The 25,519-nt window shown below is 62.5% G+C and carries 24 protein-coding genes; 18 read left to right on the plus strand and 6 right to left on the minus strand.

Going from position 1 to position 25,519, the window contains the following annotated elements; translation table 11 throughout:
- Nucleotides 1-74 precede the first annotated feature (74 nt).
- The 11 genes from ybgC (at nucleotide 75) to folP (ending at nucleotide 11,031) form a co-directional block, all read left to right on the plus strand.
- Entirely contained in the window at nucleotides 75-494 is a 420-nt protein-coding gene (gene ybgC / locus Q1V51_RS08575; RefSeq protein WP_300555369.1) for a tol-pal system-associated acyl-CoA thioesterase, read from the plus strand.
- Nucleotides 495-592: 98 nt separating this feature from the next.
- Nucleotides 593-1,261, plus strand: a complete 669-nt coding sequence (locus tag Q1V51_RS08580) for a nuclear transport factor 2 family protein (protein WP_300555371.1) — start codon at nucleotides 593-595, stop codon at nucleotides 1,259-1,261.
- A gap of 265 nt (nucleotides 1,262-1,526) precedes the next feature.
- Nucleotides 1,527-2,195 carry a protein TolQ gene (gene tolQ / locus Q1V51_RS08585; protein ID WP_300555373.1) on the plus strand — a complete coding sequence of 223 codons (669 nt, stop codon included), beginning with the start codon at nucleotides 1,527-1,529 and terminating at the stop codon, nucleotides 2,193-2,195.
- A 2-nt stretch (nucleotides 2,196-2,197) separates the two neighbouring features.
- A complete protein-coding gene (locus tag Q1V51_RS08590; RefSeq protein WP_300555375.1) occupies nucleotides 2,198-2,632 on the plus strand; it encodes a biopolymer transporter ExbD in 435 nt (144 codons plus the stop codon).
- 9 nt (nucleotides 2,633-2,641) lie between these two features.
- Nucleotides 2,642-3,445, plus strand: a complete 804-nt coding sequence (locus tag Q1V51_RS08595; RefSeq protein ID WP_300555377.1) for a cell envelope integrity protein TolA — start codon at nucleotides 2,642-2,644, stop codon at nucleotides 3,443-3,445.
- Nucleotides 3,446-3,478: 33 nt separating this feature from the next.
- Nucleotides 3,479-4,840 carry a Tol-Pal system beta propeller repeat protein TolB gene (tolB, locus tag Q1V51_RS08600; protein WP_300555379.1) on the plus strand — a complete coding sequence of 454 codons (1,362 nt, stop codon included), beginning with the start codon at nucleotides 3,479-3,481 and terminating at the stop codon, nucleotides 4,838-4,840.
- A gap of 131 nt (nucleotides 4,841-4,971) precedes the next feature.
- Nucleotides 4,972-5,484, plus strand: coding sequence for a peptidoglycan-associated lipoprotein Pal (pal, locus tag Q1V51_RS08605; RefSeq protein WP_300555381.1), 513 nt, complete (start codon nucleotides 4,972-4,974; stop codon nucleotides 5,482-5,484).
- A gap of 125 nt (nucleotides 5,485-5,609) precedes the next feature.
- Nucleotides 5,610-6,497: a tol-pal system protein YbgF gene (gene ybgF / locus Q1V51_RS08610; protein ID WP_300555383.1), complete on the plus strand. Its 888-nt coding sequence runs from the start codon at nucleotides 5,610-5,612 to the stop codon at nucleotides 6,495-6,497.
- Nucleotides 6,498-6,565: 68 nt separating this feature from the next.
- On the plus strand, nucleotides 6,566-7,843 hold the full coding sequence (gene tilS / locus Q1V51_RS08615; RefSeq protein WP_300555385.1) for a tRNA lysidine(34) synthetase TilS: 1,278 nt from the start codon (nucleotides 6,566-6,568) through the stop codon (nucleotides 7,841-7,843).
- 66 nt (nucleotides 7,844-7,909) lie between these two features.
- Entirely contained in the window at nucleotides 7,910-9,823 is a 1,914-nt protein-coding gene (gene ftsH, locus Q1V51_RS08620) for an ATP-dependent zinc metalloprotease FtsH (protein ID WP_300555387.1), read from the plus strand.
- Nucleotides 9,824-10,200: 377 nt separating this feature from the next.
- A complete protein-coding gene (gene folP, locus Q1V51_RS08625) occupies nucleotides 10,201-11,031 on the plus strand; it encodes a dihydropteroate synthase (RefSeq protein WP_300555389.1) in 831 nt (276 codons plus the stop codon).
- On the opposite strand, the gene Q1V51_RS08630 is transcribed toward folP, so the two are convergent.
- The 3 genes from Q1V51_RS08630 to Q1V51_RS08640 all read right to left on the minus strand — a co-directional run bounded on the left by Q1V51_RS08630 (nucleotide 11,028) and on the right by Q1V51_RS08640 (nucleotide 14,476).
- Complete coding sequence (locus Q1V51_RS08630) at nucleotides 11,028-12,224, minus strand: Xaa-Pro peptidase family protein (RefSeq protein ID WP_366522726.1); 1,197 nt, start codon at nucleotides 12,222-12,224, stop codon at nucleotides 11,028-11,030. The two genes, folP and Q1V51_RS08630, sit on opposite strands and share 4 nt — an antisense overlap.
- A 41-nt stretch (nucleotides 12,225-12,265) precedes the next feature.
- Nucleotides 12,266-13,390, minus strand: coding sequence for a redoxin domain-containing protein (locus Q1V51_RS08635; protein WP_300555393.1), 1,125 nt, complete (start codon nucleotides 13,388-13,390; stop codon nucleotides 12,266-12,268).
- A 75-nt stretch (nucleotides 13,391-13,465) separates the two neighbouring features.
- Nucleotides 13,466-14,476 carry an RluA family pseudouridine synthase gene (locus Q1V51_RS08640; protein WP_300555395.1) on the minus strand — a complete coding sequence of 337 codons (1,011 nt, stop codon included), beginning with the start codon at nucleotides 14,474-14,476 and terminating at the stop codon, nucleotides 13,466-13,468.
- 82 nt (nucleotides 14,477-14,558) lie between these two features.
- On the opposite strand from Q1V51_RS08640, the gene Q1V51_RS08645 reads away from it, so the two are divergent.
- A complete protein-coding gene (locus Q1V51_RS08645) occupies nucleotides 14,559-16,259 on the plus strand; it encodes an alkaline phosphatase D family protein (protein ID WP_300555397.1) in 1,701 nt (566 codons plus the stop codon).
- A gap of 75 nt (nucleotides 16,260-16,334) precedes the next feature.
- On the opposite strand, the gene folE is transcribed toward Q1V51_RS08645, so the two are convergent.
- The gene (folE, locus tag Q1V51_RS08650; protein ID WP_300555399.1) at nucleotides 16,335-16,952 is read right to left on the minus strand and encodes a GTP cyclohydrolase I FolE; all 618 of its coding nucleotides are present in this window, start codon (nucleotides 16,950-16,952) and stop codon (nucleotides 16,335-16,337) included.
- 313 nt (nucleotides 16,953-17,265) lie between these two features.
- Here folE and Q1V51_RS08655 point away from each other — a divergent pair, with 313 nt between their 5' ends.
- The 6 genes from Q1V51_RS08655 to Q1V51_RS08680 all read left to right on the plus strand — a co-directional run bounded on the left by Q1V51_RS08655 (nucleotide 17,266) and on the right by Q1V51_RS08680 (nucleotide 22,652).
- Nucleotides 17,266-17,526: a hypothetical protein gene (locus Q1V51_RS08655; protein ID WP_300555401.1), complete on the plus strand. Its 261-nt coding sequence runs from the start codon at nucleotides 17,266-17,268 to the stop codon at nucleotides 17,524-17,526.
- Nucleotides 17,527-17,567: 41 nt separating this feature from the next.
- A complete protein-coding gene (locus Q1V51_RS08660) occupies nucleotides 17,568-18,011 on the plus strand; it encodes an iron-sulfur cluster assembly scaffold protein (RefSeq protein WP_300555403.1) in 444 nt (147 codons plus the stop codon).
- 192 nt (nucleotides 18,012-18,203) lie between these two features.
- Entirely contained in the window at nucleotides 18,204-18,527 is a 324-nt protein-coding gene (gene yidD, locus Q1V51_RS08665) for a membrane protein insertion efficiency factor YidD (protein WP_300555405.1), read from the plus strand.
- Nucleotides 18,524-20,458: a threonine--tRNA ligase gene (gene thrS, locus Q1V51_RS08670; RefSeq protein ID WP_300555407.1), complete on the plus strand. Its 1,935-nt coding sequence runs from the start codon at nucleotides 18,524-18,526 to the stop codon at nucleotides 20,456-20,458. Before yidD ends, thrS begins: the two co-directional genes overlap by 4 nt.
- A 17-nt stretch (nucleotides 20,459-20,475) precedes the next feature.
- A complete protein-coding gene (locus Q1V51_RS08675) occupies nucleotides 20,476-21,684 on the plus strand; it encodes an O-antigen ligase family protein (RefSeq protein ID WP_300555409.1) in 1,209 nt (402 codons plus the stop codon).
- A gap of 2 nt (nucleotides 21,685-21,686) precedes the next feature.
- Entirely contained in the window at nucleotides 21,687-22,652 is a 966-nt protein-coding gene (locus Q1V51_RS08680) for a glycosyltransferase family 2 protein (RefSeq protein WP_300555410.1), read from the plus strand.
- Here the strand turns inward: Q1V51_RS08680 and Q1V51_RS08685 are convergent.
- Together Q1V51_RS08685 and Q1V51_RS08690 are read right to left on the minus strand one after the other, a co-directional pair.
- Nucleotides 22,649-23,557, minus strand: a complete 909-nt coding sequence (locus tag Q1V51_RS08685; protein WP_300555411.1) for a hydroxymethylglutaryl-CoA lyase — start codon at nucleotides 23,555-23,557, stop codon at nucleotides 22,649-22,651. The genes Q1V51_RS08680 and Q1V51_RS08685 overlap by 4 nt on opposite strands.
- 5 nt (nucleotides 23,558-23,562) lie before the next feature.
- A partial coding sequence (locus tag Q1V51_RS08690; protein ID WP_300555413.1) for a glycosyltransferase family 39 protein occupies nucleotides 23,563-25,519 on the minus strand: 1,957 nt, incomplete at its 5' end.

A 25,519-nucleotide genomic window follows, 5' to 3' on the forward strand; every position in this document is an offset into this window, starting at 1 on the left:
ACAGGATGAAATAAGGTTTTGAGATGAGCGTTGATAGCAGGCTGAGCCCCACGACCGGTTTTTTTGGTGAGGATATGATCCATCGTCTCCCGGTGCGGGTTTATTACGAGGACACGGATTTTTCCGGCATTGTCTATCATGCCCGTTACCTTCATTTCTTTGAGCGCGGCCGCACCGACAGTCTGCGTTGCCTGGATATTCACCACTCCGAACTGGCCGCGGCGGAGGACCCGCTGGCCTTCGCGGTGCGGCGCATGAATATCGATTTCGTAATGGCCGCGCGGGTTGATGATGCGCTCGTGGTCGAGACGCTCTACCGGCCCTCGAAGGGCGCGCGTCTGATGATCGAGCAAAGGCTGCTGCGCGGCGAAGAGCTGATCGCGACGGCCGATGTCCAGGCCGTCTGCATCTCGCCGGAAGGGCGCGCCAAACGGCCGCCCAAAGAGGTGGCGGCGAAATGGGCACCGGTCGTGCTGGCCCTCGACTCGGCCTGAATTATGGTTAATCTTCCGGACTGATAGGTATCGCTTTCCGGTAGTTTGGTGCATCAGCGCCGGGGGCCGCCGGAATGCTCGCTGTGCGGGAGGCGGGTGTGGACGATCATAATGCACAGGCGCTGCGTGAGCGGCGGCCTGCGTCGTCAAAGGCGTTTTACCCTCCGAATTTCAGGTTCGAGGTCATCCGCAGTTTTGAGGATGACGGGCGCCTTTTCATGCATGTGGCGCAAAATCCCGATGGTCAGGAAAACTGGGTCACGATGAGCCTGATCGATGTCGGTGCTGAAGGCGCTGGTGTCCTGCATCAGGTGACGACACCGGTCCGCGTAACCGGTAACCCCGATCACACCATGGTGGGTGGACCGCGCCTGATCACCGAGAGCGCGGCCAGAACGGCGACCAAGGCGGCTGTTCGCGAATTTGTCGATACGATACTGGTTCGTGGCGAGACCGACCGGTTCGACGAGCGGGTCGATATGATCCGTTTCCGCTCCCATAATCCGCGTATCCCCGGCGGCGGTGCAAGCTTGCGTCGCCTTATCGAGGCCGAGCAGGCTTGCGCGGAGCCGCTGCGCTATCTCAAGGTCCATGACATTGTCGGCTGTGCCAATTACGCAGCGGCTTTCTCGACCATCGAGTTTCGCGGGCGCCGATATGAGGCCTGTGACCTGTTCCGGGTCGATGACGGGCGGATTGCCGAGCACTGGGATATTGCCGAGGCCAGCGATGAGCGGCTGATGGCGAGCAATGACAGGGCGATCTAGGCACAGGGTGGGGCCCTGTTATTGGCTGTCCCGATGTGACCCGCAAAGCGCGCATCGAGGAAATTGTCTCGCCGTCTGCGCTAGAGGCCTGCAAGTCATGCCCCCGAGTGTGCTATCACCTCCCGAAATTTGCCGCATTCCTGCGTCATCGGGCGATGTCCGGTCTCCGGGTTGAAGCATGCCGGTGTGCGGCACGGCAATTGAATGAAGAGAGTTACGTCGCTTATCCGACGCGTTGTGACGGAACGTAGCCGAGGGAAAGTTCATGGAAGAATCTGTGGTACACGCCGCGCAGGCGGTGGAGGGCTTTAGCTTCTACGACCTGTTCTTGCGGGCCGACTGGGTCGTCAAGGCGGTCATGGGCATTCTGGCCTTCATGTCGGTCTGGTCCTGGGCCATCGCCGTCGACAAGGCGCTGCAATTCCGGGGACTGCACGGCAAGGCGAAGTCCTTCGAGCGTGAATTCTGGTCCGGCCGCTCGCTCGATGCGCTGGCCGAGCAATATGCCAAGAATCCGAAAGACCCCTTTACTCGCGTCTTCGCGGCAGCCTTGCGCGAGTGGAAAGGGGCCAATCCCGGCGGCCGCGTCGCCAAGGCAGCCAATGCAGAAGCCGGGCGTCAGATGACCGAAAGTGAATCCGGTCTGGGTATCCTCGCCACTATCGGCTCTGCCGCCCCCTTTGTCGGTCTGTTCGGGACCGTCTGGGGCATCATGAACGCGTTCCGCGCCATCGCTGCCGAGCAGAACACCAATCTCGCCGTTGTGGCCCCAGGTATCGCCGAGGCCCTGTTTGCCACGGCCCTGGGTCTTCTCGCCGCCATCCCGGCCGTGATCTTCTTCAACGCCCTGTCAGCCAATCTGGGCAAGTATGGCGCCAAGCTGGACGGTTTCGTCGATGAGCTCTCTGCTCTCGCCGACCGGGAGGCGAAATAATCATGGGCGCCTCGATCGACAGAGGCGGCAACGGGCGCGGACGGACGCGCTGGAAGCCCAAGGCGGAGATCAATGTAACGCCCTTTGTGGACGTCATGCTGGTGCTCCTGATCGTCTTCATGGTGACGGCCCCCTTCCTGACGATCGGCATCCAGGTCGACATGCCGGAAACCGAGGCCCGCAACCTGCCCGCCGCGGAAGAACCGCTCACCGTCACCATCACCGCGGAAGGTCAGATCTATTTGCAGGAAACCGAGGTGAATTTTGACGAGCTGGTGCCGCGTCTCGAGGCGATTGCGGAGGCGGGCTATGAGAGCCGGGTCTTCATTCGCTCCGACGGCCGGGCAAGCTGGGACCAGATTGCTCCGGTGATGGCCCGGATTTCCGATGCCGGCTTTACCCGCCTGGGTCTGGTGACCGATCCGGTGGATCAGTAGGGCGGTACCGTGCGCGGCCTGTTTGTCTCTCTCCTGGTTCACGGCGCCGTCATCGGCGCGGGTTTCGTGTACCTGCCTCGCCTTGCCAGCGAGGTGGAAGAGATCCCCTTCATCCCGATCGAGCTGGTGACGGTCTCCAACACGACCAATATTCGTGCCGCAGCACCCGAGCCGGAAGAGCCGGTCGAGGAAACGCCGCCGGAAGAGCTCGATCTTGAAGACGAGATCGTCGACCCTGAACCGCTGCCGTCCGAGCCGGAGCCTGAAGTCGAGCCTGAACCGGCGCCGGAACCGTTTGAGGAAGACCCCGAGCCGGAGCCCGAGCCCGAACCGGCCGAGGAAGAGCCGCCGGCCCCCGAGCCTGAACCCGAGCCTGAGCCGGAGCCGCCGGCCGAGCCTAGCCTTGCCGATCTGCTCGGTGACCTGGAACGCGAGGTCAATGATGCGCGGGATGAGTCCGGTGCTGTCGACGATGGTACGAGGCGCTCCAGCGCGGGCAATGGCGAGGACACGACGGCGACGCTCGAGGCGATCATGACCGAGCATATTCGCCGTTGCTGGCGGATTTCGCTTGATGCCCCCAACCCGGAGGAATTGGCGGTCCAGGTTGAGCTGAGCCTCAATCGCGACGGGACGCTGGCCGGTGCGCCGCGCCTGTCCGACCCGGGCGTCCGCAATTCGCGCAATCCTTACATGCGCGTGGCCGCCGAGCGCGCGCTTACGGCGGCGATTGACTGCCAGCCCTATCCGCTACCGCCGGAGGACTATTCCAGCTGGCGTCAAATTACTGCCACGTTCACTCCGACTTACTAGCGCCCAAACGATCCGATTCCGGAGCCCATGATGATGATCCGTACCTTTCAAACGCTCATTCTCGCCTTGGCGAGCTTCCTGACTGTGCCGTTCGCGGCAGCCCAGGAACCCCTGCGCGTCGACATTACCCAGGGTCATCTCGACCCGCTGCCGATCGCGTTGCCGGAATTCGTCAGCACGGGCGAGGACGTCGACGAAATGGCCGTCGAGATCACTCGTGTGGTGACCAATGACCTCGCCAGTTCCGGTCTGTTCGCGCCGACCGACCCGGCCGCCTATATCGAGGTGATCGAGAGCGTCAATCAGCTGCCGCGCTTCGAAGACTGGCGCGTGATCCAAAGCTCGGCTCTGCTCGTGGGAGAGGTGTCGCGTGTCGAAGATGGTCGTCTCCGGGTCATTTACCGGCTCTGGGATACGCGCCTGCAGGAGCAGATGATCGGCGGTCAGCTAACCGTTGCCGAACAGAACTGGCGCCGTATCGGTCACAAGATCGCCGATGCCGTTTACCAGCGCATGACCGGTGAGGCGGGCTATTTCGATACGCGCATCGTCTATGTGGCCGAGGGCCGAAGCGCCAACGGCCAGACCCTTCGTCAGCTAGCGATCATGGATCAGGACGGTGCCAATCCGTACTACCTGACCGACCGGTCCTATATGGCCCTGTTGCCGAACTATTCGCCGAGCGCGCAGGAAATCACCTATGTCTCCTTCCTCGATGGCCAGGCGACGACCTATATCTACGATCTCGATACCGGCCGCCAGGAAGCGTTGTTCGCCTCTGGCGGCACCGGTTCGGCGAGCCAGATTGACCCGGACGGTCAGAGCCTGTCGGCGCGCTTCTCACCGGATGGCGAGCGTCTTGCGGTTTCGGTCGAGACCCGCACGGGTCATGACATTCACCTTTTTGACCTGCGCACCCGCGCGCTCGAGCGCCTGACCCGTCACCCTGCAGATGATGTCGAGCCGTCTTTCTCGCCTGATGGTGAACGTATCGTGTTTTCTTCCGGGCGCAGTGGCGGCTCCCAGCTCTACATCATGAACGCCGATGGGACAGATACCCAGCGCATCACTTTCGGCGAGGGGCGCTACACGACCCCGGTCTGGTCGCCGCGTGGTGATCTTATTGCCTTCACCAAGCAAAGTGGCGGGACTTTCTCGCTTGGCGTGGTGCGGGCCGATGGCTCCGGCATCGAGCGCATCCTTTTCGAGGGTTATTATGTCGATACGCCGGCCTGGTCGCCGAACGGTCGCGTCCTCCTGTTTACGCGCGGCGAACCGCGTGCGGATGCAACACGTTATGAAATCTGGAGTGTTGATCTCGCCGGCTTCAATCTTAGGCGTCTGGCGACGGGCGGAATGGCGTCCGATCCGGCGTGGTCGCCCTTGATCGATTAGGTCTTTTGCGCTTAGGGTGATTTTAATACGCGGCACCGGTGGGGGGGCCGACGTGTAATTGTGCGTCGCTGAGACGTTCTTGGGAGTGTGCCAGGCACGAAGAAGTCTTGGCCGGATGAGGGTGTACCATCATGAAGATTAAACTGTTTGCGATTGTCGCGATGACCGCGTTTGCCACGGCGTGCGCGTCCACCCCGGCTGAAGTCGATGAGCCGATTCCGGCGCCGCGTCCGGAACCGGTCGCGCAACCTGCACAGCCGGCCGGTCCGACTGCGGGCTCTGTTGAGCACTTTGTTGCCACTGCCGGCGACCGTGTGTTCTTCGGCTATGACCGCCACGACCTTACCGCTGAAGCACGCTCCACGCTGCGTAGCCAGGCCGCTTGGCTCAATACCTATTCCGACGCCCGCATCACCATTTCCGGGAATTGCGACGAGCGCGGGACCCGCGAGTACAACCTGGCTCTCGGCGCGCGCCGCGCCAATGCCGCTCGTGACTACCTGATCAGCCAGGGTGTCGATGCGTCGCGTATCACCACGCGCTCCTTCGGCAAGGAAAATCCGACCTGCACCGAGTCGAATGAGAGCTGCTGGGCGATCAATCGTAACTCGATCACCACGATCACCGGCGGCTACACCAACTAAGCCGTTGACGACCGTGTCCTGAATGAAAACGCCCGTGGCCTGATCCGTCACGGGCGTTTTTATTCCTCCGACAGACTTGGCGCGGGCGCCGCAATTTCGCCGCGCTCGTCATCTAGGTGCGCATCATGATCCGTATTCTGTGTCTGACCGCCGTTGCCGTCGCTATTGCAGCCACGCCGGCCCACTCCCAATCCCGCCGAGAACTCGCGGAGCGTATCGATGCGACCGAAGTGCGTATCGGCGAACTGGAAGCGCAATTCCTCGCCGGTGATCCCGTCGTCGAAACCCTGCTGGAGCGTCTCGATGCGCTCGATTTCCAGGTGCGCGAGCTGAACGGCAATGCCGAACGCCTGAGTTTCGAGAACCGGCAATTGCGCCAGCAGGTCGAAACCCTGCAAGCCGAGCTCGACGCCCTGCGCGGCCCGGCCGAGCCGGTCTCCGACCCCGCCACCCTGGCCTTCATGAGCGAGGGGCTTGGCGAAGAGGGGGCTTTGCCGGTGGCAGGCGGTGAGGCCGGTGAAGGCGAGGTCGAAGAGGATGCCCCGGCAGCTGATCCGCGCTTTGCCGAGGCCCGCGCCGGCGTCATGGGAACTCTGGGTGATCCCAATGCGGCGGCGGCAGAAGTGGTTGATCCGATCACGGTGTTTGACCAGGGCCGGGCCCGACTGGCGGATGGCGATTTTGACGGTGCGCAATTCAGTTTCGAGCAATTCGCGACCGATAATCCGGACCATCCCATGGCCGGCGAGAGCCTCTACTGGCTCGGCGAAACGCATTATGTGCGTGGTGATTTCGCCGCCGCGGCTGATGCCTATATCGCCTCCATGCGGACCCAGCCGAGCGGCGAGAAGGCTCCGGATTCACTGATCCGACTGGCCGCCTCCCTGGCCGGGTTGGGTCGTAACCGCGATGCGTGCGATACGCTCGCCCGCTTCCCGCGGCAATTCCCTAACGCCTCGCAGGAAAGCCGTGACAGGGCGGCGCGCGAGTCGGTGCGGGCAAACTGCCGATAGGGGTGGGGCAGGACCTCACACAACACGTCTTTGCAAAGCTTGACCGCCTGGCCGGACCGGCCGGGCGATTGGCTTTGGGCTATTCCGGCGGCGGCGACTCGCATGCGCTCTTGCTGCTGGCTGCCGCGTGGGCCCGGGCGCGGGGGCGCGAGCTGACCGCTTTAATCGTCGATCACGGGCTGCGCCCGGAAAGCGCGACAGAGGCCGCGCTCGCCGCAAGCCGGGCCAAGGCCTGCGGGGTCGACGCGGAGGTCTTGCCCTGGTCTGACAGAAAACCCACACAAACGACGCAGTCTTCGGCCCGGACAGCGCGCCATGCGCTGCTCGCCGAAGCTTGTGCGGCGCGTGGCCTGTCCAACCTGCTCCTGGCGCATACTCTGGACGATCAGGCCGAGACGGTGTGGATGCGCCTCGCTGCCGGCGGTGGCTGGCGCAGTCTAGCCGCCATGCGCGAATTGTCGCCGTCTCCGGCCTGGCCGCAAGGGCGGGGCCTGCGCCTGATCCGCCCCTTGCTTGATGTGGCCCGCCAGACCCTGAGAAACTATCTCATCCATGCCGGGGCGGAGTGGATCGAGGACCCGTCCAATCTCGATCCCCGCTTCACCCGAATCCGTACACGCGAGCGTTTGTCGGGTTTGCAGGCCCGGCAATTTGATCCCGCCCGCCTGGCACAATGGGCGGGTGAGCTGGCTCATATCGATCGTGCGGAAGCCGAGGCGGCCGGGCATCTGGCCATGGCGGCGCTGCGGCTGGAAAGCTGGGGTGGCGCGCGCCTCGATCTGGAGCGCTACGCTTGCGCCAGGGAATGCGTCAGGCTGCGACTGCTCGATGCGCTGGTCTTTGCCCTCGCGATCACCGGGACGACGCCCGCGCGGCGGCAATTGCGCCAGCTCGACCGGGCCTTGCTCGATGGCGAACGCACAACGGCCGCCGGGCTTATGACCGAGCAGTGGAAATCGGCGAGCTGGGTGCTGCGTGATCCGGGCAGTCTGCTGGGCCGCGTTGATCGCGCGGCAACACCGCTGGAACCACTCCAGATGGGCGCGGCAATCCAGCTGCAAACGAGCGTCAAGGACGCTGAAATTGCGCCGTTAGGCCGCGACTATTCGACACTCAAGTGCCGCGAACGCCTCCAGGGCGTGCCCGGAAGCGCGCGTCCCGGCCTTGTCGCTGTGCGTTACGGCGGCGAAATCATCGCTCTACCCGGTTTGTTAGGGGATGAGCGGGTAGGGTTTGAAGACTGGGTGCCGGAACGCCTTGTGACGAGACTTTTTGCCGTCACGTCTCCGGCATGGTTTGATATCGAGGCAGTGATCCGCACGCCTGCGGAAACTCTGCCACCATGACTCGCAACCGGCGGGGTTAGCCCCCATATCGGTATAGAACGCGTAATCGACAAACGGGTGAACCGAATGCAAATGCGAAACTTCCTGATCTGGGCTGTTGTCCTGGTCCTGCTGCTGGCCCTGATGCAGCTGATGGATCAGAGCCCGAACACTGCTCCGCCGTCACAGGAAGTGACCTATTCCGAATTCCTCGACATGGTCGAGCGCCGTCAGGTTTCCAATGCGACGATGCAGGGCGAGGAAATCACCGCCCGTACGATCAATGGCGAAACGATGAGCGTCACCATGCCGCCGCAGGACACGCAAACCGTGCCGATCCTGCGCGAAAATGACGTGAATATCGACGTGCAGCCGGAGTCCTCCGAGGGCAATTTCCTGCTCACCATGCTGTTCCAATGGTTCCCCTTCCTGCTCCTGATCGGTGTGTGGATTTTCTTCATGCGCCAAATGCAGGGCGGCGGGCGCGGTGGCGCCATGGGCTTCGGCAAGTCCAAGGCCCGCCTGTTGACCGAACACCATGGCCGCAAGACGTTTGATGATGTCGCCGGTGTTGATGAAGCAAAGGAAGAGCTTCAGGAAGTTGTCGAATTCCTGAAAGACCCGAGCAAATTCCAGCGACTTGGGGGCAAGATCCCGAAAGGCGCGCTCCTGGTGGGCCCTCCGGGTACCGGTAAGACGTTGCTCGCCCGTGCTGTCGCCGGAGAGGCCAATGTGCCCTTCTTCACCATTTCCGGTTCCGATTTCGTAGACATGTTTGTCGGCGTCGGCGCCTCACGCGTTCGCGACATGTTCGAACAGGCCAAGAAAAATGCGCCCTGCATCATCTTCATTGATGAGATCGACGCCGTTGGCCGCTCCCGCGGTGCCGGCCTGGGCGGTGGTAATGACGAGCGTGAGCAGACGCTGAACCAGCTCCTCGTCGAGATGGATGGTTTCGAAGCAAATGAGGGCATCATCCTCATCGCCGCAACCAACCGCCCCGACGTGCTCGACCCGGCGCTTCTGCGTCCTGGCCGTTTCGACCGCCAGGTCGTCGTGCCCAATCCGGACATTATCGGCCGCGAGAAAATTCTCCGCGTTCACATGCGCGATGTTCCGCTCGGCCCCAATGTCGACGCCAAGACCATCGCGCGTGGCACGCCGGGCTTCTCCGGAGCGGATCTCGCCAATCTGGTCAATGAAGCCGCGCTGCTGGCCGCGCGTCGCAATAAGCGCGTTGTGTCCATGCAGGAGTTCGAGGACGCCAAGGACAAGGTGATGATGGGCCCTGAGCGGCGCTCCATGATCATGTCCGACAAGGAAAAGGAACTGACCGCCTATCACGAGAGTGGCCACGCCATCGTCGCCCTCAACGTGCCGGCCGCGGACCCTGTTCACAAGGCGACCATCATCCCGCGCGGCCGTGCCCTCGGCATGGTGATGCAGCTGCCGGAAGGCGACAAGCTGTCCATGACGCATGAGGAAATGACCTCGCGCCTCGCCATCATGATGGGCGGCCGCGTCGCCGAGGAGATGAAGTTCGGCGAGGAGAAAGTGACCTCTGGTGCCGCATCCGATATCCAGCAGGCAACCCGTCTGGCCAAGGCGATGGTGACCCAGTGGGGGTTCTCCAAGGAGCTGGGGCCGATCGATTATGCTGATAATCAGGGCGAGGTTTTCCTCGGCCAGCAGATCGTCCAGTCCAAGTCGGTTTCGGGCACGACGGCCCGCAAGATCGAGGAAGAGGTCAAGGGCCTCGTCCAGGCCGGTATGGATGAGGCTCGCCGCATCCTGACCGAGAAGAACAAGGACTGGGAGGCGCTGTCCCAGGGGCTTCTCGAGTATGAAACCCTGACCGGTTCGGAGATCACCGACCTGCTCAATGGCAAGCCGCCCTCGCGTCCGGAAGACGATGCGACTCCGCCGCCGACGGCCCCGGCCTCGACCGTGCCGACCACGGATGAGGGCCCGGACACACCGCCTGAGCCCCAAGGGGCGTAAGCGTCCTCCAACAAGTATGGAAAGCCCCGGTCCTGAGCGGCCGGGGTTTTTGCTTTATGGGATTTCGCCCGAAACGCTTGGTATTGTTGTTAAGCATGCTGAGGTGGATCCATGCGGCGCTCTGCGCTCAGGCGATTTGTATCCCTGTAGATGTTGGGCTTTTCTGCCCCCTGCGCAGTGCTTCCGAGATGGCGAATGGAGTTCCGGCGAACTCGCCCCCGTCTGGTTCCGGTACCCCCGCCGGGGCTTGGCTTGAGGCCAAGCTTCAAATTCGGATTAAGAGGAGCTGGCTAAATCGGTTGGCTCTCTGGATGCTTCCGTTCGGGCCAACTCGACCCTATAAAGCCAAGGCCCTCCTGTCTTTTCACGGATTCGTCATGCCGCATTTCCGCCCGCGCCGAAAAACCGACCTGCCCTTCGTGATGGGGGTGTTGAATGTCACACCGGACAGTTTCTCCGACGGTGGCGCGTTCATCGATCAGGCGGCTGCGGTCGAGCGTGGCCTGGAAATGCTGCGCAATGGGGCCGATGTCATTGATATTGGCGGTGAGTCGACCCGTCCCGGCGCCGAGCCGGTCCCGGTTGAAGAGGAGCTGCGCCGGGTGATCCCGGTGATCAAGAGTTTGCGTGAGCAGAGTGCGGCGCGCCTTTCGATCGATACATTCAAGCCGGAAGTGGCGCGAGCCGCGGTCGAGGCCGGGGCAGATATCTGGAATGATGTCCGCGCCTTGCAGGAGCCCGGTGCACTGGAGCTTGCCGCGGAGCTCGGCGTCCCTGTCATTCTCATGCACATGTCCGGCAAGCCGAAGACCATGCAGGACAGGCCGGAATACGAGGATGTGGTCGGCCAGGTCTGCGACTTTCTAACCGAACGCGCTGATATCGCCATGGGCGCCGGTGTCGACGTCAACTCGATCTGGCTCGATCCCGGCATCGGCTTCGGCAAGACGCTGGATCATAATCTGGCGCTCATGCGCGATCTCGATCAGGTCATCAAGCTGGGCTATCCGGTGCTGTTTGGCGCGTCACGGAAGCGCTTCATCGCTGCGATTGACGAGGGTGCCGACGAGATGGAACGCTTGGGCGGGTCATTGGCCGCCGCCATGCGCGCCGGTCAGGCCGGCGCTGCCATGGTGCGTGTGCATGATGTACGCATGACCGTGCAGGCGCTGAAGGTTCAGGCCGCGATCAGGCGTGGCTCGGCCTAGCCAAACGGATCATCGACGGATTTCGACGGCTGAGTAAACCAGCGCGGTCCGTCCTCGCTCATGTAGAAGTGATCCTCTAGCCGGATGCCGAATTCGCCGGGGACGCAAATCATGGGCTCGTTGGAAAAACACATGCCGACATCCAGCGGCGTCTGGTCGGAGCCGACGAGGTAGGGGCCTTCATGGATGTCGAGGCCAATGCCGTGGCCTGTTCGATGCGGGATGCCCGGCAGCTGGTAGTCGGGACCGAAACCCAAGCGCTCGGCTTCCGACCGGGCTGCGGCATCGGCAGCCGCGCTGGGCTCGCCGATCTGAGCGGCCTCGAATGCGGCGCGCTGGCAGGCTTTCTCCGCATTCCAGACCCGCCGCTGCTCGCTGGTTGGTTCTCCAAAGACGTAGGACCGGGTGATGTCGGATTGATAGCCATGGATGGCGCAGCCGGTGTCGATTAGCACCATATCGCCCAACTCAAGCGTTTTGGGGTTGGCGACGCCATGGGGAAAAGCGCTGTCCGGTCCGAACAGGACAATACAGAAGGTCGAGCCGCCCGGAGCGCCGATCTTCTTGTGCGCCGCATGGATGAATTCGGTCACTTCGGACGTACTGATACCCTCGTACAGAATGCGTGCGGCGGCCTTGTGGACCTCGAGCGTTGCGTCCTTGGTGGCTTGCATCAGGGCCAGCTCGGTGGCGGACTTTCTCGCCCGGCCATAAAGGATCGGGGCACTACCATCTTCAACAAAGGTGGATCCGAGGGCCTGGCGTAGCCCGGTATAGCGGAACAGAGGCAGGGCCGGGTCGAGGGCAATGCGCCGAGCGCCGCTGAGCATACGGGCGGCCAGGGCATAGCTGTCTTCATGCTCGTCCCAGACGGCGAGGGCGCCCTGGACGCCCATGAAACCAAGAATAGTGCCTTCTTCAAAGGCGGGGCCGATATAGGTGATCGCACCGTCTGCCGGGACCAGCGCCCCGACCATGCGTTCGGACGGGTGCCATTTGGTGCCGGTGTAATAGGTCAGATTGCTACCGGCATCGAGATAGGCGGCATCGAAGCCGAGGGCGCGAAGTCGCGCCTGCAGGGCGGCGATGCGCGCCTCGTGTTCCGTCACCGGGATTGGGCGACAATGGCCCAGCATATTGTCGAGCTTGGCCAGTTCGGTTGCGGCATCAGAGCCGCCGACACCGCGCGTCATGGTGATGGTCATCGAATCCTCTCTCCAGTATCCGAACGCAATCAGCGGCCAGGGGCGGATGCGTTGTCGAACAGGTGGCTGATCAGATTATAGCGAACGCCATTGGTGGTTTCCTCGATCTCGTGGAGCAGGCTTGAAGAGAAGACCAGCGCCGAACCGACCGCACCGCGATAGCCTTTGCCGGAATACTCACGGAAGACCAGCTCACCGCCATCATAGTCTTCATTCAGGCTGATCGAGAGGGCAAAGCGCCGGTAGGCCGTCGAGGGCAGGGTGTTGTCGCGATGACCGATATCAATGCCCTCGCGACTGCCCTTGTAACGCGCGATATGCAGCGTCTCGCGCCGGTTTACCTGGAAAGCGAAGGCCTTCTGGATCATCGGCAGGACGCGCTCATTGATGCGCTGGTCGAGACGGGCCAGCAGCGCGGGATCTCGAACGACATGATCGATGCGGTCCTGCCGGTTATGATCGGCGACCATGAATTTGTAATCGCCCGGCTCATTTGCACCGGGAGGGGCAATGCGGAAACCGTCCGAATTTTCGTAATGCTCGATCAGCAGTTTGCAATCGGCCGGGTCGAGTGCGCCCGGAACGATCAGCACGGGCGCATGCCCCGGGATCCAGCCCCGGTCTTCCTCCTGCTGGCTGGTAAGGGTGTCGACCGCTTTCTGGACGGTTTCGGGCGAGCTGGACGATTGATCCATGATGTGAACCACCTGTCGATGGGGTGAAATGATAAAGGTGCGGGCGCCGTCCCGGGCTGCGAGTTCACGTCCCGGCACGAGGCCGTACTGGACCAGCAAGGTGCCATTGCCGTCGCTTCCGATCGGGGCCTGAAGTCCCGTTTCGCGCTTGAATTGACGCGCCCGGATGGCATTGGGCGGGTCGGCGACGATGATCAGATGGGCGCCACTGTCCTCGAGGCGGGTTTCCACCTTGGACCAGTCCTGCAGCAAGTTGCGAACATCGTCGCGATCGAGACTGCCGCAGAAGACCAGAACAATGGGCCGGCCCGCGAAGGCGTCCTCGAACAGCCGCAGGCGCCGGCCGCGTTCGTCGAGGAAACTGATATCAGGCGCATAGGCGCCGATTTCGAGGGGGCGTGCATAGGGTTCCAGCATGGGAGCTGCCCGAACCATGGCCCTTTGATCATTCGCACTCATGTCCGCACGCTATTGATCTATTTGGCGTTCAACAAGATCGTAAAAGCGGTGCGGGTATTCGCTCTGCAGGCGAGATCAAAGGCGTTCGAGGAATTTCTCGAGCCGCTGCATGTCTTTCGGTAACTCGCTCTCGAACCGCAAATCCTGACCCGTTACCGGGTGGGTGAAACCGAGTATGGCGGCATGCAGGGCCTGGCGACGGAATTCCTTGAGCTCACGGCCATTATCCGATGAGCCAATGATGCCGCCGCGGCGCGACCCGTAAAGCGGATCGCCGAGGAGCGGGCAGCCGATATGGGCCATGTGCACGCGGATCTGGTGCGTTCGGCCGGTTTCCAGCCGGCATTCCACCTTGGCCGCCAGGCCGGTGCCGATCGCGGCGCCTGGCGCCTGACCGAAGCGGGCCCGGGTCTGGTAGTTCGTGATCGCGTGCTTGCCGGCCTCGCTGTAGGGATCGTGCGGGACTTCGAATTTCTTGCGGTCCTTGGACGACCTTACGAGCTGGGTTTCAATGCGCCCGGCCTTGGGCGAGGGAGCATTCTTGGTGAAGGCGATATAGGCGCGTTCGACCGAGTGTTCGGCGAATTGCGCGGTCAGCCCCTGGTGCGCGGCATCGGACTTGGCGACGACCATGACCCCGGACGTGTCCATATCCAGACGGTGGACAATACCGGGCCGTTCCACCCCGCCAATACCGGACAGCGAGCCGGCACAGTGATGCAGCAGGCCGTGAACCAGCGTGCCGGTCCAATGCCCCGCCGCCGGGTGCACGGTGAGACCGGCGGGCTTCATCAGTACGATCAGCGCGTCATCCTCGAACAGGATATTGAGATCCATCTTTTCCGGCTTGGGTTCCGCCGGGCGAGGGGCCGGGACCGTCAGGGCGTAGAGCGTGCCGGTCTGTACCTTGGCCGACGGATCTGTCAGGGCCGTGCCGTTGGCTATCAGCTGACCGTCTTCAATCAGCGCTTTCAGGCGTGAGCGGGAGAATTCCTCCCAGCTGTCGGCAAGCCATTTATCCAGACGCGCGCCGTGAGCTTCTTCCGGCGCTTCGATCTCGCGAAGTTCTGAGCTGGTATCATTCATCGTCTAGCGAGTAGCCTTGCTGCCCGGAACGCGCAATATATGCGTTCCAAAGGGTGACAGTTGCCGGGGAGTGGGGAAAGCCATGGAAAAGACAGATATCACGCGCCGCGGTGCGCTTTTGGGCGCGGCCGGGGCCGGTCTCGCTGTTGCCGGTTGTTCCAGCGAGCCGCAGATCGATGCCTTCCAGCCGCCGGCTGACGGACCGTTCCGCCATGGCGTGGCCTCGGGTGACCCGGACCAGACCAGCGTCATGCTCTGGACGGCTCTGACCGATGACGGCGGTGGCTATCGCGGTGTCGAAGTGGCGCGGGACGAGGCCTTCACCGACATTGTTTTCGAGCAGGGCGAGGAGATTGCCTACATTACGGTCCAGCCCCTCGGTACGCTGAAAATCCTCGCGACCGGTCTCGACGCCGGGCAGTCCTATTTCTACCGCTTCCGCCTCAATGATGTGTACTCTCCGACCGGCCGGACCCGGACCTTGCCGGAGGGTGAGGTTGCGCAGTACCGGATCGGCGTTTTCTCCTGCTCCAACTTCCCGGCCGGGCATTTCAATGTTTATCGCGAGGCTGCGGAGAATGGCGAGCTCGATCTCGTCCTGCATCTTGGCGACTACATCTACGAATATGGTGCCGATGGATATGCGAGCTCCCGGTCTATCGAGCTCAACCGCGTCTCGGAACCGGTGCACGAGATCCTGTCCTATCAGGACTATGTGACCCGTCACGCCCAGTACAAGACCGATCCCGGGCTACAGGCGTTACACGCAGCCGCGCCCTGGGTGATGATCTGGGATGATCACGAGACCGCCAATGACAGCTGGGCGACGGGCGCAGAGAACCATGATGATGGCGAGGGAGAGTGGATTGCGCGCCGCGACGCAGCCCTGCGCGCCTGGTACGAGTGGACCCCGAGCCGCGAGATCGATCAGCCTCATACCCGCCGTGGCGTGTTCGAGATCGGTGATCTCGGCACGGTCGCTTTTCTCGAGAGCCGTCTGACGGTGCGGTCGCCTGAGATCGCCATGGACAGCCTGCCGATCGATCCCAATGCCGAGATGACGCCGGAGAATCTGGCGCTCATTGCGGACTGGAAACGGGATGTTGTCGGCGACGAGCAACGTGAATTGCTGGGCAGCCAGCAGATCGGCGAGATCCGCGATGCCTTCGGTGCCTCTGTTGCCGCGGGCAAGCCGTGGCGGATTATCGCCAATCAGGTGATCATGGCCAAGGTGGATTTTCCGGACTTTACCCAGACCATGCCGGGCTGGCTGCGCTGGGTGGCGACGCGGGACAATGAATTTGCGCGCCAGTTCATCAATTCGACCCGGTTCGAAATCCCCTTCGGTCTGGATATGTGGGACGGTTTCCCGGCGGAGCGCGAGCGGTTGTATGCGGCGCTGCGTGAGGTGGATGCCGACATCATCACCGTGACTGGTGATGTGCATTCCTACTGGGCCAATGACTTGGTCGATGCGGAAGGTCATCGCCTCGGCTCGGAGTTCGTAACGGCTTCGGTCTCAAGCCCGTCACCGTTTTCCAGCTTTGCCGCGCCGGGCGTGAATTACGGGGATATGTTCATCGCGACCAACCCGGCGGTGCGCCACTGCAATATGCGCGATCATGGCTTTATCCGCATGACGGTGACGCCCGAGGCACTGGATGCGGAATTTGTCAGAGTGTCCGACATTCTCTCGCTCGACTACGAAGCCAGTGTCGAGAGCGCCTGGCGGGTCACGCCGGCTGGCAATGGCCGCGAGCAGGTCATGGAACGCGTCGGATAACACGCAGAAATCAGGCAAGAAAAAAGGCGGCCCTCGGTTGAGGAGCCGCCTTTCTTTTGGTCAGGTCGCGACAGGCTAGGCGCGGTCGATCATCTTCATGAAGCGGGTCCGCAGTTCCTCGTTCTCCTTGAAGGAGCCCGTGAAGGTCGTCGTGATCGTCGATACATTCGGATGGTGGACGCCACGCGTGGTCATGCACTGGTGCTTGGCGTCAACAAAGACGGCCACGCCGAGCGGATCCATGGCTTCCGTCAGCGCATCAGCGATCTGGGCGGTCATTGTTTCCTGGGTCTGCAAACGCTTGGCGAAAATCTCCACCACGCGGGCAATCTTGGAAATGCCGACCACAGCCTTGCGCGGGATGTAGGCGACGTGGGCGACGCCCATGATCGGAGCCAGGTGGTGTTCGCAATGGCTCTCGACGTCGATATTGGTCAGCATGACCATGTCGTCATAGCCCTGCACGTCCTCGAAGACGCGGCCGAGTTCTTTTGCCGGGTCGGCATCGTAACCGGCAAACCACTCGGTGAACGCCTTGGCAACGCGCTTCGGCGTGTCAATCAGGCCTTCGCGGTTCGGATCATCTCCGGCCCAGGCGATCAGGGTGCGAACAGCGGCTTCGGCTTCTTCGCGGGAGGGGCGAGCAGGTTCGGTCGCCGCTACGCGGGCGTCTTCGGGTGTCATGGCGTCCATCGGGATGGATCCTTTCGTTTTCGGGCCGTCTTGACGTTCTTACGTTCAAAACGAAGTTCCGGTTTCCGGATCAGGGGAGAATGCTGGGCCTTTTAGCAGCCCGGGCCTGATATCGAATTGTCTGCGCCTGTGCGCTAGGGAGGTTATTTAGGGCTTCTTCGCCGAAATTCAAAATCACGGCGCTGTGTGTATCCGGCAAAGTGCAGCTTCGATCAGTTCACTCGCACCTGTACGGTCGCATGTCAAAGCCCATATTTTGCATGCGGGAATATATCGGTTATGCTTGTTTCTTAGCGAACCGGAGGGCCTCGTTATGGTCCTGGTGGTATTTGAAGCGGTTATAATGGGCGCCGATGCCAGCGGGCGCTTCGTTCTGAGCTATCGCGTGCTGGCTGTCGACAAAGCCCAGGCCGAAGTCCTCGCCCGTGCCTCTGCGGGGGTGAATGATATCACCGTGCTGTATATCGGGGTCGCACCGCAGATTGGTCGCGCTCCGCAACCGCCCTTTGATCTGCCCCGGGTGCTCTCGATCGGTGAGCGTACAGACCTGGACTATCTGGCAAGTGCGGAATGACGCACTGGTGTCAGCGCCTGCCTTCGCCTAAATATCAAGCCATGACGGATGATCTCTACTCCAGTGACGTGCTCAGACTCGCCGCAGACATTCCGCGTCTGGGGGCGCTCGAGGCGCCACATGCTCGCGTGCGCAAGGTCTCCCGCCTGTGCGGGTCCGAGCTGGAACTGGATCTGCGTTGCAAGACCGGCCGGGTCGTCGATCTGGCCTTGCGCGTCAAGGCGTGCGCGCTGGGGCAGGCCTCTGCGGCTGTGCTTGGGCGCAACCTGCTCGGGGCGACGGTCGACGAAGTCCGCTCCGGGCGCGATGGCTTGAAAGCCATGCTGAAAGAGGGTGCCGCACCGCCGCGGGGGCGCTTCGCTGAGCTTTCTGCGCTCGAAGGCGCCCGCAATTATCCCGCGCGGCACCAGTCGGTAATGCTGGCGTTCGAGGCCGCACTTGAAGCCGTCGAGGCGACTATCCGTCCGCAGACTTTGACTGTCTAGGGCTGGCCGGGCCCGCATCAGGCAGGTCCTCCGGTCCGCCCGCTCCAAACCCTTCCAGACAAATATTTTTGGTGGCCGCGCCAAGTCAAAGCAGGTTCAGTGTGGACAGCACCGAGCGCGGCGTTAAAAGGCTTGATTGACATGTGTTCAACCGAACGGACAGGTCGGGCTCAGGGGCCGGTGGAGTGGCTCATGGTCGGCGCTTTGGGCGTCTACCGCTACACGCTCTCACCGCTCTTCTATGCGCTGGGAATTCGTTGCCGGCACGAACCGACCTGTTCCAGCTACTCGGCTGACGCCATCCGTGCCCAGGGGGCCTGGCGCGGATTCTGGCTGACGCTGGGGCGGCTTGGACGTTGCCGGCCGGGGGGAACCTACGGGTTCGACCCGGCGCCGCAGGAGAAAACGCATGCGCCTTGGTGGCAAGTCTGGGCATTCAGACGTGCCATAAAGGCTCAGGACCGTGACACGCTAACGGCGGGCAAGACCGTCGACGGCAAGGACGAAGAAAAATGATCAACCTAACGCTTCCCGATGGATCCAAGCGCGAACTGGCCGATGGGGCCACGCCGTTCGACCTCGCTTCGGGGATTTCAAAATCGCTGGCCAAGGCCGCTGTCATCGCCAAGGTCGATGGCGAGGACTGGGACCTGATGCGCCCGTTCGAGGGCGATGCTGAAGTGGCCATCATCACCCGCAAGGACGAGGAGGCGCTCGAGGTCATTCGCCACGATACGGCGCATATCCTCGCCCAGGCGGTACAGGACTTGTTCCCGGGCACCCAGGTCACGATCGGTCCGGCGATCGAGGACGGTTTCTATTACGACTTCGCTCGCAATGAACCTTTCTCGACGGAGGATTTCGAGGCCATCGAGAAACGCATGGCCGAGATTGTCGATGCAGACCTTCCCTTCCAGCGCGAAGTCTGGGATCGCAATGAAGCGATCGCCAAGTTCAAGGCGATGGGCGAGCAGTACAAGGCGGAGCTGATCGAGGACCTGCCCGAGGACGAGACGATCACGATCTATCGCCAGGGCGAGTGGATGGATTTGTGCCGCGGTCCGCACCTGCCTTCGACGGGCAAGATCGGCAAGGCCTTCAAGCTGATGAAGGTGGCGGGCGCTTACTGGCGCGGTGATCACCGCAATGCACAGCTGCAGCGCATCTACGGCACGGCCTGGCTCGACGAGAAACAGCTAAAGGCACACCTACACCGCATCGAGGAAGCCGAGAAGCGGGACCATCGCAGGCTCGGCAAGCAGATGGAATTGTTCCACTTCCAGGAAGAGGCCCAGGGCCAGGTGTTCTGGCACCCGGCGGGTTGGACGCTCTATCGCACGGTCGAGAACTACATGCGCCGCCGGCTCGAAGATAACGGCTATGTCGAGATCAAGACGCCACAGCTGATGGACCGGAAATTCTGGGAAGCTTCCGGGCACTGGGACAAGTATCGCGAGAACATGTTCATCTCCTCGATCGACGAGGAAGAGAAAGTCTTGGCCGTGAAGCCGATGAACTGTCCGTGTCACGTCCAGGTGTTTAACCAGGGCCAGAAATCCTATCGCGACTTGCCGCTGCGCATGGCGGAGTTTGGCTCCTGCCACCGCTATGAGCCGTCTGGCTCGCTGCATGGCCTGATGCGCGTGCGCGGGTTCGTGCAGGATGACGCCCATATCTTCTGCACGGTGGACCAGATCACCGAGGAAGTGACGGCTTTTTGTGAGCTGTTGAAGTCGGTCTATGAAGATTTCGGCTTTGAAGAGCCGCGGATCAAATTCTCCGATCGTCCGGAACAGCGGGTGGGGTCTGACGAGGTCTGGGACAAGGCGGAAGCTGCTCTGGTGGCGGCGGCCGAGGCCTCTGGTTTGGACTATGAGCACAATCCCGGCGATGGCGCCTTTTATGGTCCCAAGCTCGACTTCGTGGTCCGGGATGCCATCGGCCGTGAGTGGCAGACGGGCACCATCCAGTGTGACTTCAACCTGCCGGAGCGTCTGGACGCGGTCTATGTCGGTGAGGACGCCGACAAGCACCGTCCGGTCATGCTGCACCGGGCCATCCTCGGCTCGCTGGAGCGTTTCCTCGGTGTGTTGATCGAGAACTATGCCGGCAAGCTGCCCTTCTGGCTGGCCCCGCGCCAGATCGTTGTCGCGACGATTACCTCCGATGCCGATGACTATGCGCAGGAAGTCAAGGACAAGATGGCCGCTGCCGGACTTCGGGTTGATGTCGACCTTCGCAATGAGAAGATCAACTACAAGGTTCGCGAGCACTCGGTCGGCAAGATCCCGGTTATCGCCGTGGTCGGCCGCAAGGAGGCGGAAGAGGGCGCCGTGGCGCTGCGCTTCCTTGGCGATGGTAACCGGACCCAGGAAGTCCTGCCGCTCGACCAGGCCATCGATCAGCTCAAGGCTGAGTCCCTGGCGCCTGACCTCAAGCGGGCCTGAACGCGGAAAGACAGACCATGACGCGGAGCGAGGCCAAGGTCGGCATTGTCGGGTGCATCGTGTTTGCACTCGCCTATCCGTCGGCCGTGGCCAGCTCTTTGCTGATCGCTCCGCTGATGGCCTTCACGGCTCTGATCATGCTGCCGCTCTGGCCGCATTCCTGGCGTGACGTCCGCTGGCCCTGGGCCAGCATCCCGCTGGCTTTGTTCCTGGCCTGGGTCGGGATCAGCTTCCTCTGGTCGCCGCACGATGATCCGCAGCAGATCCCCAAGACCGTGCTCGGGATCCCGCTCTACATCCTGTTCGCCGTGCGTGTCGGCATGCTGGAAGGCCGCTGGCGCAGCCGCGTCGAGGCGATGCTCATCTTCACCGTCTTCGCCCTCGGCCTGTTCCTGTTCGCCGAGACCCTGACCGGCGGCTCCGGCACGGCGAGTTTCAAGACCACTGTAGAAGGCGTGAATTACGCACGTCACTCCGATCTGATGATCGATGTGAACCGCTCGTTGGGGCATGCCGCTGCACCCTTGGTGCTGCTGGCCGGTCCGGCGGTCTTTCTCGCGTGGTACAAGGGCGGCCCGCTCATCGGCATTGTGCTCGGCTTGCTCACCCTGGTCGCGGCCTTCAGTTTCGAGACCCAGGTCAATGCGGCGGCCTATGTGATCGCGGCGATTGCTGCCGGTCTCGCTCTGCGATTCCCGCGCCCCATGCTGGCCGTCACCTTTGGCGGTATAGCTGGCGCTGTAGTCACCATGCCGCTGATCGTACCGGGGATACTGAACTCCCTGCCTCCCTCCGTGGTGGAGAGCATCCCGCTTTCATGGGCCTGGCGTCTGGAAATCTGGGCCTTCGCAAGCGAACTGATTTACCAGGCCCCTTGGTTTGGTCACGGCCTTGATGCGTCACGCCCCCTGAGCGCGACGATTGAAGTGGCCGGGCGAGAATTGGAAGGTTTGCCGCTTCATCCGCATAACTCGGCGCTGCAGATCTGGCTCGAGACCGGCCTCGTCGGGGCCCTGCTGCTGGGGGGTGCGCTGGTCGCGCTGGGTGAGCAGCTCAGCCTGAACAAGTTTATCGGCCGGATTCAGTGCGCGGCAATCGTATGGGTGGCCGTCAGCTATGCAGTCCTGCTCATCTTCTCCTATGGTGCCTGGCAGGAATGGCATCAGGGGGCTGTCGCCCTGGCGGCGAGTGCGGTATTTTTCCTTCGTGCGAAAAACTCGGCGTGATCATGTCTGAGCCCAAACTCAGCGTTGTAACTGTCTCCTGGATGACAGGAGAGCGGCTAATGGACTCCGTGAAGTCGGTGTTGGCGACGCTGGCTGTCGACGAGTTTGTATTCGTCAGTCATGAGAACCCGCGCGCAACCGTTGTCGAGCTGCGTGATCTTGCGGCCGAGAACCCTCGTTTCAAATTGATCGAAACCGGTGCCAATCTCGGCTTCGCGAAAGGATGTAACCGGGGGGCAGAGGCGGCCGAAGGCGAGCTGCTGCTCTTCCTCAATCCCGATGCGGTTCTGGTCCCGACCGCGGCCGATCAGCTCAAACAGTCGGCGACTCGGTTGAACGGCCAGGACTGGATCATTGGCGGCCGCATTCTTAATGATGATGGCAGTGAACAGCGTGGCGCCCGGCGCGGTGAGTTGACCCTGCGCAGTGCGGCAATCAGCTTCCTCGGGCTCGAACGTCTCATGCCCTGGGTCGGGTCCATCCACTGGGAGGACGAGGAGGTTCCCGAGGACCTTGTCGAGGTGCCGACCGTATCCGGCGCAGCCCTGATGATCCGGCGCGATGTCTTTATGCGCCATGGTGGTTTCGATGAGCGCTATTTCCTGCATGTCGAGGATATCGATCTGTGCCGGAGCATGCGTGAGGCCGGCGGTTCTGTCTATTTCGAGCCGCGTGCCAATATTCTCCATTATGGCGGCACCAGCGAAACCAGCCCGCTTTTCGTGGAGACCCACAAGGCCGCCGGGCTGGTCAAGTATTTCTGGAAATTCTACCCGGGCGTGATGCAGCGATTTGGGACCGCGCTGATGGCCATTCCGGTTTTCCTCGCCATTTGGGCCCGGGTTGGCTGGCACATGCTGAAAAATCGTATCATGGGCCTGTTCCGTCGAGAGGAAGCCCGTGAACCCGGCAAGTCCCGCGCGGCTCCGTCACGCAAATCCGAGTCGGCGGCGCAGCAGGACGTCTAGGCCGGAACCGGCTTGAAACGGCCGGCCTTGGACAAAGCGCTCGCGATCGGGTGTTTCAGTGCTTCGCTTTCAAGCCATTTGGCGGTTGCGATCATCTTGTCCAGGTCGATGCCGGTTTGAATGCCGGCCCGGTCGAGCATGTAGATGACGTCTTCGGTGGCCACATTGCCGGTCGCGGCGGGCGCGAAAGGGCATCCGCCAATGCCGCCGCAGGACGCATCAATGACGTCGACCCCGGCCTCGAGGGCGGCGAAAATATTGGCCATGGCGGTGTTGCGGGTGTTGTGGAAGTGCAGTCGCAGCCGCATATCGCCGCTTTGCTCGCGAACAATGTCGATGGCCCGCCGTACGGCCCACGGGTCTGCAACACCGATCGTGTCGCCCAGCGCCAGTTCCACCGCCCCGGCTGCGCGCGCGCGAGCCGCCAGTTCACCAAGGATTTTCGGGTCGACCTCGCCGTCGAACGGGTCACCGAAGGCCACCGAGATCGTCACCGATACCGGCACACCGTCATCATGCGCCAGAACGGCGATCTGATCGAATGCATCGGCGGTCTGTTGCGGGGTCGCGTTCTGGTTCTTCAAGCCGAAACCGGGCGAGGCCACCATGACATAATTGACCTCGTCGCAACCGGCATCGAGGGCGCGGCGCATGCCTTTTTCGTTCAAGGCGAGACCGATATATTTGACGCCGTCGACGCGGGGAACACGGGTCATGACCTCCGCGCTGTCGGCCATTGCCGGGACGAGTTTGGGGTGGACGAAGCTGGCCGCTTCCATGCGTTTGACCCCGGCGTCGATCAGGCGTTCGACAAATTCGATCTTCACATCGGTCGGCAGCAGAACCGGATCATTCTGAAGCCCGTCGCGCGGGCCGACTTCGACGATTTCAACGCTTTGGGTCATCGGGGTCACTCCGCGCAATTGTATTGAACGACAACGAGTTCCGGCCGCTCGGGCGTGCCGACCAGCTCGGCCCCGCAGCCCCCGAAAGTCCAGTTTTCATCGATGCGAGCCGGTGCCGCCTGAAGATCGTAGATCACGATATAGGGTGCGGTTTCGGGCCGTAGGCCGCCATCGCCGGAATCGAACGCATCCCAGCCAACGAGCTGGGCGCCGGTATTGGCGAGGATTTCCGGGTTGAAGCCGGCATTGTCGCTGACCGCGAGGATCGTTTCGGCCGGTCCGAAACCCATCATCATCAGGGCGAGCATGGTGGCCTGCACACGGTTCTGAACCGCCTGAGATTGTCGCGGCGCCTCACCCTCGGAAGCCGCAGCGGCTTCGGCCTCCGGGGCCGCCTCGGTCAGCTCCCGGGCCTGGCACCGGGTGAAGAAGATCGCCAGGACGGTTTCGTCACCCCGGGAGTAATTCGTCCCGCTGGCCAGTGTCGCGTGGCAGATCTCGAGGCTATCCAGACGCGCTTGCATGGGCTCGATCTGGTTGTAGGGCAGCGGGAAGGGGTCTGTGAGGAATTGCTTCCACTCCTCGTCGCGCGACAGGTCGAGCACGACCATGGTCGGCTCGCTTCGGCTCTCCGCGAAGGCCAGAATCTCGTCGGCGGTACCCAAAACGGTATCGGTGCCGAGCGAGAAGACCAGGCTGGGCTCGGTATATCCCGAAGCCGTGATGATCTCGCTGGCGGGTATACCGGTGATGGTTTCGGAGTATTCCCTTGCGGCACGCACCTGGTCAGCCAGCCGCATAGCATAGGCATTGGGTACGGTCGCGCCGCGGATCGCTACCTGCCAGGCCAGACCGGAAGCGATGGCCAGGATCAGCACCAGCAGGCCCGATTTGAGACGCTCAGAAACCAGCGTCGCCCCCGCCAGGGCCGCGAACAGAGCTGCGACCAGAGCGATCAGAGCCGCGGTCTCCGGCTGGGCGGTGAGCGAGAAGCCGCTCTGGAACCCGGCCAGAGAGAGGCGCACCGCGTCCCAGCTGGCATTATTGCCATAAACCAGGAAGGCGACCGGGATGAGGATGGCGAATACCAGGGCGGCAAAGGCATACAGCCCCCAGCTGGTCCAGCGCTCCCATGGCTTGGCCTTGGCGATTTCCATCAGGCCCCAGCCGGCGGCCAGTGCCAGGGCGGGATAGGCCGGAAGCACATAGTGCGGCAGCTTGGTCGGCAGGATTTCAAAGACCAGCCAGGTCGGAATAGCCCAGGCGACGATGAAGCGAGCGGCCTGGGAGAGGCGGTCATCCTCGCCGCGGATGGCCGCGACAACGCGCCCCGCGCCGGGGATCAGGAACAGAACCGCCGGGAAGAACATCAGCGGTAGCAGCATGAGGTGATAACCGACTGGGCCGCCATGACGTTCATGGCTTGAGACCAGTTTCGGGCCCAGATCGTCACCCAGGGCCTCGCGCAGGAAATTCCCCTCGGTCGCGATTTGGATCGCCACCAGCCAGGGCAGGACCATGGCGATGGTGAGCAGCGGGCCGGGGATAAAGAGCAGGGGTTTGAGCCAGTTGAGCTTGCGTTCCCAGGCGATCAGCACGGCGATCGCCAGTCCGGCCACCATGGGCGTGACCGGTCCCTTGATCAGGGCACCCAGCCCGATCGCGAACCAGAACAGCATGGCGGTTTTCCAGCCGGCCTTGTCGTCGGTCCGCAGATTGGCGAGCGCCGCCATGGCCAGTGTGGTGGCACCGGCCAGCATGGCATCGGTCTTGGCGATCCCGGCCTCAATGCCCAGCAGGACGGTTGCGGCAAACAGGGCCGAGCCGGCAAAGGCGGCTTCGCGCCCGATCAGGCGTGAACCGCCCCAGAAACAGGCGAGGGCGGCGAGGATCGCGCCGAGCATGGACGGGATGCGATAGGCCCAGATCTCGCGGGCCTCGGCATCGGACAATGCGCCAACC

The organism is Maricaulis sp. (genome assembly GCF_030149235.1).
Classification (GTDB): domain Bacteria; phylum Pseudomonadota; class Alphaproteobacteria; order Caulobacterales; family Maricaulaceae; genus Maricaulis.